Genomic DNA, 14,918 nt, shown 5'->3' on the forward strand with positions numbered 1-14,918 from the left:
GCGTTCACGGGTCGGCGCGGGGGCCGCTGCCGCGGGGTCGCCCGTCGGGTGACGGCCGTCGTGCAGGGGCCGACGCGCCGGGCCGGTGGCTTCCCCGCGCCTGAGCACGGCCGGCACGGTCGGTGAAACCCCTGCCGATGGGCCGGACCGGAGAGGTGTGTGTCAGGCGGACGGGGTGTCGGTGCCGGAACGTGAGGGCGTCGCTGAGCACCGCCTCCGGGCAGGTGCCCGACAGACGTCACGGACCGCGAAGGCCGGAGTCTGCGGGGGGCAGGGCACAGCCACGGACCGACGAGGCGGCACCGGTCTGCCCGCCGAGAGGTGGCCCGGTTCGGCTCGTCCTGCCGGCCGGTGAGGGCGGGGGCCGCTCCCCCGGCCGGGCGTCGCGTGCCCGCGCGCCCCGGTCCGCGCCGAGCCCTGCGGGCCGGGGCCGAGGTGGAGTCCTCGGCGGCCCCGGCCCGCTCGGGTCGGTGGAGCCGGGGTCAGTCGGACGCCCCGGTCAGCGCCTTGGCGACCGCCGCACCGATCAGCGCGACGGGCTCGGGCTCGGTCATCTCGTAGTGGCCGCACGGCACCCGGTGGTCGTGCAAGGTCCCCTGGACGTGGGGCCGCCAGCTGTCGGCCTTGTCGGGCAGCACGGCCAGGTCGCCGGGGAAGTCGGCGGGCTCCTCCCGGGCGGCGCTGAAGAACAGCACGTCCCCGCGGAAGACACCGGGCGTGAACTGGTGGGCGATGCGCAGGTTGTTGCGCATGACCGTGGCGATCGCCTCGGCCTCGGCCCGGGTGACCGGTGAACCCGTGCCGGCGGCCGGCCCGGCGTCGATGCGGGCGAGGACCTCCGCCACGTCCGGTGTTCCGGCCGTCCCCGGCTCCACGGGCAGGCCGGCCACCCTCGCCAGGAGGGAGGCCACCTGACGTTCGACCGCCGCGGTGTCGTACCGCAGGCCGTGCGGCTGGGGGGCGTCCAGCATGGCCAGCAGCTCCACCCGTTCGCCCCGCTCCTGGAGGGCGCAGGCCATCGCGTGCGCCACGAAACCGCCGTAGGACCAGCCCAGCAGGCGATAGGGGCCGTGGGGTCGCACCTCGCGCAGGAGGTCGAGGTAGGAAGCGACCATGGACGCCGCGTCCGGTGCGGGCGGCCGGGTGCCGTCGAGACCGGCGGCCTGGATGGCGTAGACGGGCTGGTCGCCACCGAGGTGGGGCAGCAGCCCCGTGTAGCGCCAGGACACACCCGCCCCGGGGTGGACGCAGAACAGCGGGACCTCGCCGCCCTGAGTCCGCAGCGGCAGCAGCGGGGCGAGGGCGTCGGGGCCCGCGCCCGGCGTCCGGGCCGGGGTGTCGTCGGCCGCCGCGAGGAGACCGGACACGGTGGGCGCGGTCAGCAGGGCCGCGGCGGGCACGTCGAGGACTCCGGCGCCGCGCAGCCGGCCCGCCAGCAGGACGGCGCGCATCGAGTCGCCGCCAAGGTCGAAGAAGTTGTCGTGGACGCCGATGCCGCCGACGCCGAGGGTCTCCTCCCACACCCGGGTCACCGCCCGTTCGCGCTCGGTGCGCGCGGGCACGTGCTCCGTGGTCAGGCGGGGCCGCGGAGCGAGGGCGGGCGCGGCGGCCGTCACGGCCCGGGGGTCAGGTGCGCCGGAGTCGGTGCGGGCTCCGGGGGCGTCGATCCAGTGCCGGTGCCGGGCGAAGGCGTAGGGGTGCAGCGGTACGTGCCGGGGGGTGCCCGGCACCGGGGGCAGCGCGGTGTCCACTCCCGCGCTCCACAGCCGGCCCAGTGCCTCGGCGAGGACGAACCCGTCCTCGGCTTCGGCCCTGGCGTGCCGCATCGTGGTGACCGTCACCGGGGCGTCCTGGGCGAGCTGGGCGGCGGCCAGCTTGGTCAGCGTGTCACCGGGCCCGATCTCCACCAGGACGGGCCGCGTCTCCCACAGGGCGGTGATGCCGTCGGCGAAGCGCACGGTGTCGCGGGTGTGGTCGATCCAGTGCCGGACCGAGGTCGCCTGCGCGTCGGTGATCCAGGTGCCGGTGACGTTGGTGACGAACGGGATCCGCGGCGCCCGCAGGGTGACTTGGCGCAGGTGTTCCTCGTACGTGCCCAGCACCGGCTCCAGGACGTGGGAGTGGGCGGCGACCGGTATGCGCAGCCGGCGGAACGGGGTGCCCCGGCTGGTGAGCAGCGCCTCGAAGCGGGCGACGGCGTCCTCGTGTCCGGCGACGGTGCAGGCGGCGGGGCCGTTCACCGCGGCGAGGGACAGTTCCGTACCGAGCAGGGGCAGCATCTCCTCGGCGGGTGCGGCGACACCGACGGTGGCTCCGCCCGCGGAGGTGATGAGCCGGGCCCGCTCGGTGACCAGGGGCAGCATCTCGTCGAGGTCGAGGACGCCGGCCAGGCAGGCGGCCGTGTACTCGCCCAGCGAGTGGCCGATGAGCGCGTCCGGGCGTACTCCCGCGGCCATGAGGGTGCGGGCGAGGGCGTACTCGGTGACCACCAGGGCGAGGAACATGCGGGTGCTGTCGGCCTCCCGGCGCTCCAGCAGGGCCTCGCGCACGTCCGCGCCGAGGGCGGGGCGCAGGATGCGCGCGCACTCGTCGACGGTGTCCCGGTACACGTCGTACTCGCGGTAGAGGCCCGCGCCCATGCCCGGGTACTGGGTGCCGCCGCCCGGCAGCAGGAACGCCACCCGTGCCGGCTCGTCGGTCGTGGGCGGTGTGCCGGGTACGGCGGTGCGCAGGGCGGCCAGGGCCTCCGCGCGGGAGGCGGCGGTCACCGCCAGGCGGTGGCGCAGCGCGGGCCGGTCGGCGCGCAGGGAGTGCGCCGTGTCGTCCAGGCGCTGCTCCGGCCGGCCCTCCAGGTGGCGGGCGAGTGCCTCGGCCTGGCCGCGCAGGGCGTCGGCGGTGCGCGCGGACAGCGGCAGCACCAGGCGGTGGCCGGCCGGGGGTTGGCGCGGCGGGAGGGGCGCGGCGGGCGGCGCTTCCTCCAGGATGACGTGGGCGTTGGTGCCGCCGATACCGAAGGCGCTGACCGCGGCCCGCCTGGGGTGCTCGCCGGCGGGCCAGTCCTCCAGGGTGGTGGGCACCCGGAACGGGCCGGAGGCGAAGTCGATGTGCGGGTTGGGCCGTCGGAAGTGCAGGTTCGGCGGGATCTGCCGGTGTTCCAGGGCGAGGACGGCCTTGATGAACCCGGCGATGCCGGCGGCCGCCCCCAGGTGACCGATGTTGGTCTTCACCGAGCCGAGGGCGCAGTGGCCGCGGCCCCGAGTGGACTGGCGGAAGGCCTCGGTGAGCGCGGCCACCTCGATGGGGTCGCCCAGGCGGGTGGCGGTGCCGTGCGCCTCGACCAGGCCGATGCCGGCGGCGTCCGTCATCGCCTGGGCCTGCGCCGCGAGGATCACCTCGGTCTGCCCGGTGGCGCTGGGTGCGCTGAAGCCGACCTTGCGGCGCCCGTCGTTGTTGACGGCGCTGCCCAGGATGACGGCGCGGACCCGGTCGCCGTCGGCGAGGGCGTCCTCCAGCCGTTTGAGGACGACGGCGCCGACCCCGTCGCCGGAGGAGGTGCCGGCCGCGTCGGCGTCGAAGGCACGGCAGTGGCCGTCGGGTGAGAACGGGCCGCCGGGGACGTGCCGGTAGCCGAGGAACGCCGAGGGGTTGAGGGAGACGGCGGCGGCGAGCGCGGTGTCGCACCGGTGGTCGAGCAGGTCCTGGCAGGCGGTGTGCACCGCGACCAGCGCGGTGGAGCAGGCCGTGTGCAGGGACATGCTGGGGCCGGTCAGGCCCAGTTCGTAGGAGACGCGGGTGGCGAGCGTGCCCAGGGAGTTGGCGGTGGCCGCGTGCACGAGTTCCACGGAGCCGGGCTGTCCGGCGTAGCGCGGGTACACGTGGGAGGGGTAGTAGCGGCTGTCGCCGCTGCCCGCGTACACGCCGAACGTGCCGGTGTCGGCGCCGGGCCCGAGGCACCGGGCGTCCTCCAGGGCGTGGTAGGCCGTCTCCAGCAGCAGGCGCTGCTGGGGGTCGACGACGGCGGCCTCGGCGGGGCTGTAGCCGAAGAACCCGGAGTCGAACCGGTCGATGCCCTCGACGACGGAGGCCATGCGTACCAGCGTGGGGTCCTTCAGGTCGCGCTCGGTGCCGCCCGCGGCGAGGAACTCCTCGTCGGTGATGGGCCGTACCGATTCGCGTCCGGCGGCGAGGTTGTCCCAGAACGTGTCCAGGTCGTCCGCGCCGGGGAGGCGGGCCGCCATACCGATCACGGCGACGGCCGGTGCCTGTTCGTCCTGCGGTGCGGTGGTGTCAGGCATGGTCCTTGTCCTTCCCGTGCCGTGCGGAGCGGCGGGCGCGGGCCGCGCGCTGCCGCTGGGCCCTTTCCTTGGCGCGGTCCAGGCCGCTCGGCCCGCTCGCGCCGGGCCCGGTCGGTGCCGGTGTGTGGGCCGTCGGCGTGTGGGCCGTCGGCGTGTCGGCCGCCTGTGGTCCGGTGCGGTCCGACAGGTGGCGGGCCAGGTCGCGCACGGTGGGGTGGGCGAACAGGTCGACGATGGGCAGGTCGCATCCGAAGGCCTGGTTGACGGCGTTCTGGGCGGCGACCAGGAGCAGCGAGTTGCCACCCAGGTCGAAGAAGTTCTCGTCGCGGCCGACCCGGTCGCGGCCCAGGACCTCGCACCACAGGCCGGTGAGCCGGTTCTCCAGGTTCCGCAGCCGCTCCCCCGTGCCGGAGGCGGCGGGCTGCCCGGTGCCGCCGGCGGCGCGGAGCACCCAGTGATCCCCGCCCGCGGCATCGGCCGCGGCCCGGTACAGCGCGCCGAGGTCGGCACCCTCCTCCAGCTCGACGCGACCGGCCAGGCGCCGCACCTGCCGGGCGGGTTCCAGGACGTGGCTGCGGACCCACGGTGCGCTGCGGTCGGCGCCGATCAGCACGTGGGGTTCGTCCAGGGTGCGGGCCAGGTCGAAGGAGCGCAGGGCGGCGGTGGTGTCCAGGACCCGGTAGCCGCGGGCGTCGGTGAGCGCGGCGAGCCGGTAGCCGGCGCTCATGCCGCGCTCGCGCCACATGCTCCAGGCCAGGCTCTGGGCGGGCAGGCCCTGGTGGCGGCGGTACAGGACGAGTGCGTCGAGGTAGGCGTTGGCGGCGGCGTAGGCGGTGTTCAGGGCGCCGCCGAAGTAGCCGTTGACCGAGGAGAAGGTGACGAAGGAGCCGACGGGGTGGTCGGCGCTGACACGGTGCAGGGTCCAGGCGCCGCGCACCTTGGCGTCCAGGGCCTCGCGCCAGACCGCGGGGTCCAGTTCGCCGAGGGGGCGTTCGACGAGGGTGCCGGCGAGGTGCAGCACCGACACCAGGGGTGCGCCCCAGTGCTCGGCGGCCGCGTCGACGGCGTCCCGTACCTGCCGTTCGTCGGTGACGTCGGCGCACGCGTAGCGGACCTCGCCGAGTTCGCGGAGCCGCCGGTACGCCTCGATGCGGGCGGCCGTGGGCCCCGGGGCGGCCAGGTGACGCGGCCAGGTGTCCTCCGCGGGCAGCGGGGTCCGGCCGAGGACGAGGAGCCGGGTGCCGGGCGTTCGCAGCAGGTGGGCGGCGAGTTCGGTACCGACACCGCCAAGTCCCCCGCTGACCAGGTGGAAGCCGTCGGCGGCGGGGGGTTCGGAGCGTGGTGCCGGGTCGGGCAGGGGGGCCAGCCGGCGGACCAGGCGCTGGCCGCCGCGGTGGGCGACCTCGGTGTCGGCGGGGGTGCCGGTCACTTCGGCGAGCAGCAGCGGCAGGGGGTCCTCGTCGTCCTGGGGGTCGAGGTCGAGGTGGACGCACCGCAGCCCGCCGGTCTCCTCCCGCAGTGACTTCAGTACGGCGCCGGCCATGGCGTGGGCCGGTGCGGGCCGGTCCCCGGGGTTGACCGCCTGGGCGCCGGCGGTCACGTACAGCAGGTCGACCGGGCGGGGTTCGCCGGGCCGGGCGGCGAGGGCCCGGGCGAGTGCGAGCAGGCCCGCGGTGGCGGTCTCGGCGGATGCCGGGTCGGCGGCGTCGCCGGTGTGCAGGGCGCCGAGGTGCACCAGGGTGTCCACGGGTCGTCCGTCGGCGGCGAGGGCCCGCAGCAGCGCGGTGTGGTCGGCCTCCTCGGCCGGCCGGACCCGGTAGTGGGCGGCGTCGAGCCGGGTGTACGACTCGCCGTCGGTGACCTGGGTGCACAGGCCGCCGTCGGCGCGGACCGACCGTGCGAGGCGCCGGGCGAGGTCCTGTGCCCGGGGGTCGTCGCCGGTGAGGACGAGGGTGTGCCGGCCGGCCGTCGCCGCCGGCGGGCGGTGGTGTCCGGCCCGCTGCCACACCGGCCGCAGGAACCAGTCGGGCAGGGTCGCGGCGGTGCCCAGCAGTACCTGGGCCTCCCGGACGGCGTCGTCGAAGGCGCCCGCCTCGAAGCTCTTGCGCAGCTTGGTCCGCTGGATCTTGCCGATCTCGGTCTTGGGGATGGCGGCGGCGTCGACCGGTACGAGGAAGGCGGGGTGGACGCCGATCTCGCGGGTCACCTTGCCGGCGATCTCGCGCAGTGCGGTGGCGGGATCGTGTCCGGGGGCGAGGTGGACGAACAGGGCGAGTTCGTCGGTGGCCGCCGAGGGGTCGGTGCGCACGGCGCAGGCGGCGGTGAAGCTGCGTACGGCGCAGGGCAGTTCCTCGACGCAGGCCTCGATCTCGTGGCTGTAGTGGTTGACGCCGTTGACGATGATGACGTCCTTGGCGCGGCCGGTGATGTGCAGCTCGCCCTCGCGCAGGAAGGCCAGGTCGCCGGTGTCGAACCAGCCGTCGTCGGTGAACGCCTCCGCGTCGGCCGCCGCGTTGTCGTGGTAGCCGCCGGTCACGGAGGTGCCGCGGACCTGGAGCCGGCCGACGTCGCCCTCGGTGAGCACGGTGTGGTGTTCGTCGACGATCCGCATGGCGAAGCCGGGGTAGGGCAGGCCGCAGCTGACGAACGTGTCGTCGTCCCCCGGTTCGGCCGGCAGCACGGCGTCGGTGACCACCGAGCAGGTCTCCGACATGCCCCAGCCGGGGTGCATCACGTCCTGCGGCAGTCCGAACTCCTTCAGCGTGTGCAGGAACCGGCGGGCGGCCGCGGCCACCACGACCTCGCCGGCGTTCATCACCAGCCGCATCGGTGTCAGGTCCCAGTCCCGGTCCCGGAAGCGGTCGGCGTGTTCGGCGAGGAGCCCGAAGGCGAAGTTGGGCGCCCAGGTCACGGTGGTCCGGTGCCGGTGGGCGAGGTCCATCCAGCGTGTCGGGTCCTGAAGGATCCAGGAGGTGGGGGCGTGGATCTGCCGGCAGCCCAGGTACACGTCGCGCAGGTGGAACATCACCACGCCGGTCACGTGGTCGAGCGGGATCCAGTTCAGGGAGACGTCCTGCTCGCCGAGCCGGTTCATCGCGGCCGTGGCGGCGGAGCGGGTCAGCACGTTGCGGTGGGTCAGGCGAACCGCCTTGGGGAGCCCGGTGCTGCCGGACGTCATCAGCATCAGGAGGAGGTCGTCGGGCCGTGCGGCGTACCAGTCACGGTCCTCGGGCGCGTCCCGCAGCGCGTCGGCGGTCGTCAGCCGCAGCCCGGGCCAGTCCTGGCGGGCCGCCAGGCCGCGCAGGCCCGGCTCCAGTGGCGCGGAGCACACCATCCAGGGCCGGCCCAGCATCCGCCAGATGCCCTCCAGCTTGGTCAGCGCCGCCGAGGCGCTGGAGTAGGAGGCGGGGACGGTCAGCGGGACCGCGACGAAACCGCCGAGGACGCAGCCCCACAGCACGGCGAGGAAGTCCTCGGTGGCGTCGCACTGGAGGATCACCTGGTCGCCGGGGCGCAGCCCGGCCCGGCGCAGCCCGGCGAGCACCCGGGAGGCCTCCGCGACCAGGGAGGCGTAGTCGCGGCGTGTCTCGCTGCCGTCGGCGTGCACGTGCACGATGTCGCCGTGGCCGCGTTCGGCGGCGCGGACGAGTGCCTGCGCCCAGCCGGGCACGGCCGGTTCGGCCGGAGGCGGTCCCTCGCTCAGCGCGGGGACGGCGCCGGCCGCGGTGCGCGGGCCGTCGGCCGCCGCCGGTGCGGTGGTGCGGCGCGGGGGGCCGGCGTGCCGTCGGCCCAGTTCCTCCGGTACGGCCTCGGCCACGGCCTCGGCCGCGCGGACGCCGGGGACGGCGGCGAGCCGCTGCCGCCAGGACTCGGCGGTGGCGCGGTCGGCCAGGGGCAGGGCGCGCAGCGCGTCGGTGTCGAGGGCGCCGTCGCCGGTGCGGGGCAGGGCGTTGACCGCCGTGACGTGGACGGCTCCGTGGCCGGCCCGGTCCAGGTCCCGCTCGACGCGCTCGACGGCGTCCGCGCGGCCGGGCACCACGTACAGGTGCGGCGGGGTGCCGTCGGTGCCGGGCAGGACGGCCGCGTCCCGGATGCCCGGTACGGACAGGGCCGCGTCGACCGGCTCGGCCGGGTCCGCCCCGTGGGACGCGGCGGGGGTGCGCGGGGGCGGCGCGGGGAGGTCCCCGATCCGGCGGTCCGGGTCCGCGCCCACCGCTCGCAGCGCTTCGCGCAGGGCATGGGCGAAGTCCTCGGCGGTGGTGGCGTCGTACAGGTCCGTGGCGTACTCGATGTGCAGGTCGAGTCCGTCGGGCGTGCCGTCCGCGCCGTGCCGTTCGTGGACGTCGACGAAGAGGTCGAACTTGGCCGTGCCGGTGGCGGTGGGCCGCAGCGGCACCTCGTGGCCGTCCAGCCGGAGGACGGCGGGCTCGTTGTTCTGTAGGGCCAGCATGACCTGGAACAGGGGGTGGCGGCCGGGCCGGCGGGGCGGGTTGAGTTCGTCCACGAGCCGGTCGAAGGGCAGGTCCTGGTGGTCCAGGGCCGCGAGGTCCCGCGGGCGCACCCGGGCGAGGAGTTCGCGGAAGGCGGGGTCGCCGGAGGTGTCGGCGCGCAGCACCAGGGTGTTGGTGAAGAGGCCGATCAGGTCGTCCAGGTCGGGTTCGGCGCGCCCCGCGACGGGGGTGCCGAGGACGATGTCCTCGCCGGCCCCGCAGCGGGTGAGCAGGGCGCTCACCGCGGCGTGCAGCACCATGAACAGGCTGGTGCGCTCCCGTTCGGCCAGGGCGAGCAGGTCCCGGTGGAGCGCGGCGTCCACGGTCCGGGTGACCTGGGCGCCGGCGCCGCGCGGTGCCGTGGGGCGGGGCCGGTCGCCGGGGACGGTGCATTCCTCGGGCAGGCCGGCCAGTGCCTCGCGCCAGTGCGCGGTGAGGCGTTCCAGCCGGCCCGGGCCGTCCGGTCGCGGGGCGAGCAGCGCGCGTTGCCGGACGGCGTGGTCGGCGTACTGCGCCGGCAGCGGGTCCAGGGCCGGGGCGCGGCCCGCCCGGCGGGCCGCGTAGGCGGTGGTCAGGTCCTCGGCGAGGGGGCGCAGCGACCAGCCGTCGGCGGCGCTGTGGTGCAGCACCAGCAGCAGGGTCCGCTTCTCGCCGGACCCGAACAGCCAGGCGGCCAGCGGGCTTTCGGCGGTCAGGTCGAAGCGGTGCCGGGAGGCGGCGGTGACGTGGGCGGCGATCTCGTCGGCCGGGCAGTCCACCGTGCGCAGCCGGGGTCGCAGCTCCCCCGGCGGCAGGATCTTCTGGTGCGGTACGCCGTCCCGCTCGGCGAACACCGTCCGCAGGCTCTCGTGCCGGTCGGTGAGGTCACCCAGGGCGGCGCGCAGCGTCTCGGCGTCCACGGCGGAGCCGAGCGGCACGACCAGCGGGATGTTGTAGGTGGCCGCCGAGTCGTCGAGCCGGTTGAGGAACCACATGCGTTCCTGGGCGTAGGACAGCGGGACGCGCTCCGGGCGGTCGACGGCGCCGGGCGCGGGGCGGGCGGGGGCGGTCACGGGCCCGGCGGGGAGCCGCCGGGCGAGGGCGGCCGGTGTCGGGCCGTCGAACAGGGCGGTGATGGGGACCTCGGCGCCGTTGTCGTGCCGCAGGCGGGCCAGCAGGCGGGTGGCGAGCAGGGAGTCGCCGCCCAGGTCGAAGAAGTTGGCGTCGGCGCCCACGGTGTCGCGGGGCAGCCGCAGCACGTCCTCGAACAGGCGGCACAGCAGGGCCTCCTGGGGGGTGTGCGGGCGGGTGCCGGCCGCGGCGGTGGTGAAGTCGGGCGCGGGCAGGGCGTCGGTGTCGAGTTTGCCGTTGGCGGTCAGCGGGAGCGCGTCGACGCTGACGCAGGCCGCGGGCACCATGTGGTCGGGCAGGTGGGCGGCGGCGTGCGCGCGCAGTTCCGCCGGGGCCGGCGCCTCGGCTCCGGCGGGCACCGTGTAGGCGACGAGCTGCTGGACACCGCTGTCGGCCCGGCGTACGACGACGGCGGCGCGGGAGACGTGCGGGTGGGCGGCGAGGACCGCTTCGATCTCGCCGGGTTCCACGCGAAAGCCGCGCAGCTGGATCTGCTGGTCGGCACGGCCGAGGTACTCCAGGGTGCCGTCGGCGCGGCGCCGGGCCAGGTCGCCGGAGCGGTACATCCGGCTGCCGGGCGGGCCGAAGGGGTCGTCGAGGAAGCGTTCGGCGGTCAGCTCCGGCCGGCCGAGGTAGCCGCGGGTCACGCCCGCGCCGGCCACGTACATCTCGCCGACGGCGCCGGGCGGCACCGGCCGGCCCGCGGGGTCCAGCAGGTGTACCCGCAGGTCGGCCAGCGGGCTGCCGATGACGCTGGTGCGGCGGGGGTCGGTCAGGTCGGCCGGGACGAGGCGGTGGTGGGTGACGTGCACGGTGGTCTCGGTGATGCCGTACATGTTCACCAGTGCCGGGCTCCGCAGCCCGTGCCGGTCGGCCCACGGCCGCAGCCGCTCCGGGCGCAGCGCCTCGCCCCCGAGGACGACGTGGCGCAGGGCACCCGACGGCTCGGGACCGCCGCCCGGCGGCTGTTCGGCGTCGGCGTCGGCGTCCATGAGCTGCTCGAAGGCGGACGGGGTCTGGCTGAGGACGGTCACGCCCTCGTCGTGCAGCAGCCGCAGGAAGTCCCGGGGCGAGCGGCTGACGGCGTACGGGACGACGACGAGCCGGCCGCCGTGCAGCAGGGCGCCCCAGATCTCCCACACCGAGAAGTCGAAGGCGTAGGAGTGGAACAGCGTCCACACGTCGTCCGCGCCGAACTCGAAGTGTTCGGCCGCGGCGGCGAACAGGCGGACGACGTTGGCGTGCGCCACGGGAACGCCCTTGGGGCGGCCGGTGGAGCCGGAGGTGTGGATGATGTACGCGGTGTCCGACGGGCTCGCCGCGGCCGGGCGGTCGGCGTCGGTGAGTCGGCCGGCAGGCCGCGCGGCGAGGTCCGCCTCGACGGCGGGGTCGTCCAGGACGACGGTGGGCACCTCTCCGGTGAAGCGCGCGGCGAGGCCGGTCTCGGTGACGAGGAGGACGGGGTCCGCGTCCTCCATGACCAGCCGCAGCCGCCGGGCGGGATGACCGGGGTCCAGGGGCAGGTAGGCGGCACCGGTCTTGAGGACGGCCAGCAGGGCGGGCAGCAGTTCCAGGCTCCGGTGCAGGGCCAGCGCCACCACCCGGCCCGGTCCGGCGCCGCGCTCGGCCAGCAGCCGGGCCATGCGGTCGGCGCGGGCGTCCAGTTCGGCGTAGGTGAGCCGTTCCCCCTCGTACGACACCGCGACGTGCTCCGGGCGGGCCCGCACCTGTCGCTCGAACAGCTCGGTGAGGGTGTCGGTGACCGGGAAGTCCCGCACCGGCACGTCGCGCGGGTGCTCACCGGGCAGCAGCAGGTCCAGCTCCCCGACCGGGGTCGTGGGCGCGGCGTTCGTCAGCCGTCGCAGCAGGGCCAGGAACCTGTCCCGGTGCAGGGCCAGTTCGTCCTCGTCGTACAGGGCGGGGTTGGCGTCGAAGGCGAGCCAGAGGCCACCGGGCCGGGTACCGGGGCGCACGGTGATCTGGAGGTCGTCGACGGCGCCGCCGCAGAGGTGGTGCCAGGTGGCCGGGTGACCGCCGAAGTCGAGGGACTCGGTGAACGGGACGATGTTCAGCACCGGCCCGTACAGCCGGCGTCCGGTCCCCAGCAGATTCAGGTCCCGGCGGATGAACTCCCCCCGGTACTGCTGGTGCCGGCGCAGCAGTCGGACCTCGTCGGCGACCGCCCGGGCCAGCTCGGCGACGGTCGTCGCGGGGCCGGCGGCCACGCGCAGCGGCAGGACGTCGGAGGCGGTGCCCGGGGTGCGCAGGGCGGCACTGCCCGGCCGGCTCATCGTGGCCATGCCCAGCACGAGGTCGTCGGCGCCGGTCATGCGGTGCAGGTAGGCGATGACGGCGGCGGTCAGCAGGTCGGTGCGGGTGACGTCGAGCCGGGCGGCCGCGTCCGTCAGGGCGACGGCGTCGGTCTCCTCCAGTTCGACGGTGCGGCGCAGGAACGGGGCGACGGGCGCGGCCGTCCGGCGCGTGAGCCGTGCGGGCTCCGGCAGTCCGGCCAGCCGCCGCGACCAGTGCTCCCGGTCGCGGACGCAGCGCTCGGAGGCGAGGTAGGCCGCCTCCTCCGTACGGAGCCGGCTCACCGGCGCGAAGACGCCCGGCTCGGGTTCGCGGCCCTCGGCCAGCGCGTTGTAGGTGTCGGCGAGGCGGCGGCCGAGGAGCTTGTAGCTCCAACCGTCGAGCAGGATGTGATGGGCCCTCAGCAGCCACAGGTGCCGGTCGGGGGCGAGGGTGAGCAGGGTGTGCGAGAACAGCGGCCCTTTGTCCAGGTCCACCGGCGTCGCGAGTTCCGTGCGGATCAGCTCCCGGACGGCTTCCTCCGGGTCACCGGCGTCACCGGCGTCGATCCGCGACAGTTCCCAGTCGTCGGCGTCGGGTGCCCGGTGGCAGCGGGGGCCGTCCTCCGTGTCCAGGAAGCGCAGGGCGAAGGTGTCCGCCTCACCCACGGTCCGGCGCAGGGCCGTCTCGAACAGGTCGGTGTCGAGGGCGCCGTGGATCTCCACCGCCTCTGCGGTGTTGTACGCGGCGCTGTCGGACGCGAGCCGTGCGGCGTACCAGAGTCCCTCCTGGGCTCCGGACAGGGGCCGGTCATCGTGCTCGCTGAGTGACTCCTCGTGGAGTGACATGGCACAACCCTCACGTGGCAAGTCGTGATGTCCCGGCCGGAACGGCCCGGCCGGGCGGACGGGGGGTGCGGCCTCGGCCCGCGCAACGGGGCAAAGGGCGGCCGCACGCCGAAAGGGCGGGGTCGGTACGGCCGCACCGCCGGTCCTGCTGGTGCCTTCAGCGTGCGGCGGGGCGGCCGCGGCGATCAAGCCGGGACCGGGGCCCCGGCGGGAATTCAGGTATTTCCCTGGAGAACGCGAGGGCCGGGATAGTGCCCGTCCCGGCGGTTTTCCAGGGAATTCCCGCAACTTCGGTCCGGACCCCCGTGACAGGTGGATCCGGCCGCCCGCCGCGTTGCACTCTCGAACGGGCGCCGGCATCCGGGCCCCGGCGGCTGACGGTCCGTCACCGCCTCGCAGACACAGGCAACGACATCCACGAAAGAGGGCTGGCGGTATGCACCGTCCGTTGTGTCCGGTCGAGACGCTGTACGTCGGGCAGCGAAGCAGAGCGGTGCTCTCCTGCGCCCTGCGCGGACAGGTGGACGCCGGGGCGCTGTCCGCGGCGTTCGACGCCGTCACGCAGCACCACCCGACGCTGCGCGCGCGGATCGTGCCGGACGGCCAGGGCTTCGCGCTGCGTCCGCTCGGCGAGGACGAACGGCCCCGGCTGATCATCCGAACCGGTGGCGAGGAGGTGTACGCGGCGGAGCTGAACACCCCGTTGCCCGTCGGCGGCCCGCTCAGCCGCGCGGTCCTGGTGAGCGCGCCCGAGGGCGACCGGCATCTGTTCGTCCTCGTCGTGGACCACACGATCACGGACGGACACAGCAGCATCGCCCTGCACAACGCCGTCTGGGACCACTACCGGCGTCTGGTCGAGGGCGGCGGGGACGAGGAGAGGACGGCCGTGGCCGGCCCGGCCGCCCACGGCCCGGAGGAGGAGGACGCGCTCCCGCACTGGCCGCGGCCCGTCAGCCGGGAGCTGCCCGACGCCGACCCCGCCGACACGGCCGCCTACCTGGAGCGGCGCGTCGAGGGGATCCGGCGCCACCCCGTCGAACTGGTGCCCTACGACGTGCCGCGAGGGCCCGCCGCCGACGCCGGACGCGATCCGGGATCGGCCGGCACCGACGCCTCACCGGGTGCGGAACAGGCCGATGGCGGCCACATCGAGGTCTGCCGGCTCGGTCTCGACGAGGAGCGCACCGGCCGGCTGCGGCGGACCGCGCGCCGGGCCGGGGTCTCCGTGCACGCCCTCGTCGCCGCCGCGGTGCTGACCGCTGCACGCCGCCGTCTGGAGGGCGAGGGTCCGCGCACCCTGGGCTGCCTGTCCCCCGTGGACCTGCGCTCCCGGCTGTCCCCGCCGTTGCCGGCCCTGCTGATGGTGCCGGCGGTCACCACCCAGCTACAGACCCTGGACGTCGCCGAGGACAGCGACCCGATGGTGCTGGCGCGTACCGTCCACGCTCGGCTGCGCGACTTCCTGGACCGCGGGGACCAGTACCGCGAGATGCGCATCACGCCGGAGATCCCCGGAAACCCGGCGCTCCAGCTGGCCACGGTGATCGTCACGAACATGGGTGTCGTCCCCGGCCCCCGGCTGCCCGCCGGGCTGCGCGCCACCGACGTCCGGCTGGTGCCCGCCCGCGAACACTACTTCCCGCAGGCCGGCCGCAGTCCCGTCATGGCGTGCGTCGTCTCCTTCGAGGGGCGGCTCGCCATCGAGTTCCCCCACTTCACCGCCTGCTTCAGCCCCTCCTTCATGCGGGGGTTCCGCGACGACGTCCTCGCCGCACTGCTCGCCCTCGCGGACGTCACCGAGCCCCTGCCCACCCCCGCACGGTGAGGACGGCCACCCCGGCCCACCGCGCCCGACCGCACCGGCTGCCCCAAGGAGCACTTCC

Annotated in this window: 3 protein-coding genes; 1 reads left to right on the forward strand and 2 read right to left on the reverse strand. The window is 75.6% G+C overall.

What is annotated here, in order from left to right:
• Positions 1 to 482 precede the first annotated feature (482 nt).
• Positions 483 to 4,295, reverse strand: coding sequence for a type I polyketide synthase (locus ACIQVT_RS12645; RefSeq protein ID WP_403751277.1), 3,813 nt, complete (start codon positions 4,293 to 4,295; stop codon positions 483 to 485).
• The gene (locus ACIQVT_RS12650; protein ID WP_403751279.1) at positions 4,288 to 13,032 is read right to left on the reverse strand and encodes an amino acid adenylation domain-containing protein; all 8,745 of its coding nucleotides are present in this window, start codon (positions 13,030 to 13,032) and stop codon (positions 4,288 to 4,290) included. Before ACIQVT_RS12650 ends, ACIQVT_RS12645 begins: the two co-directional genes overlap by 8 nt.
• A 436-nt stretch (positions 13,033 to 13,468) precedes the next feature.
• Between ACIQVT_RS12650 and ACIQVT_RS12655 the strand changes: the two genes are divergently transcribed.
• Positions 13,469 to 14,860, forward strand: coding sequence for a protein kinase (locus ACIQVT_RS12655; RefSeq protein WP_403751281.1), 1,392 nt, complete (start codon positions 13,469 to 13,471; stop codon positions 14,858 to 14,860).
• The last annotated feature ends 58 nt before the right edge of the window (positions 14,861 to 14,918 follow it).

Origin of the sequence: Streptomyces sp. NPDC100445 (assembly GCF_044759735.1) — a bacterium.
In the GTDB taxonomy this organism is placed as follows: Bacteria; Actinomycetota; Actinomycetes; order Streptomycetales; family Streptomycetaceae; genus Streptomyces.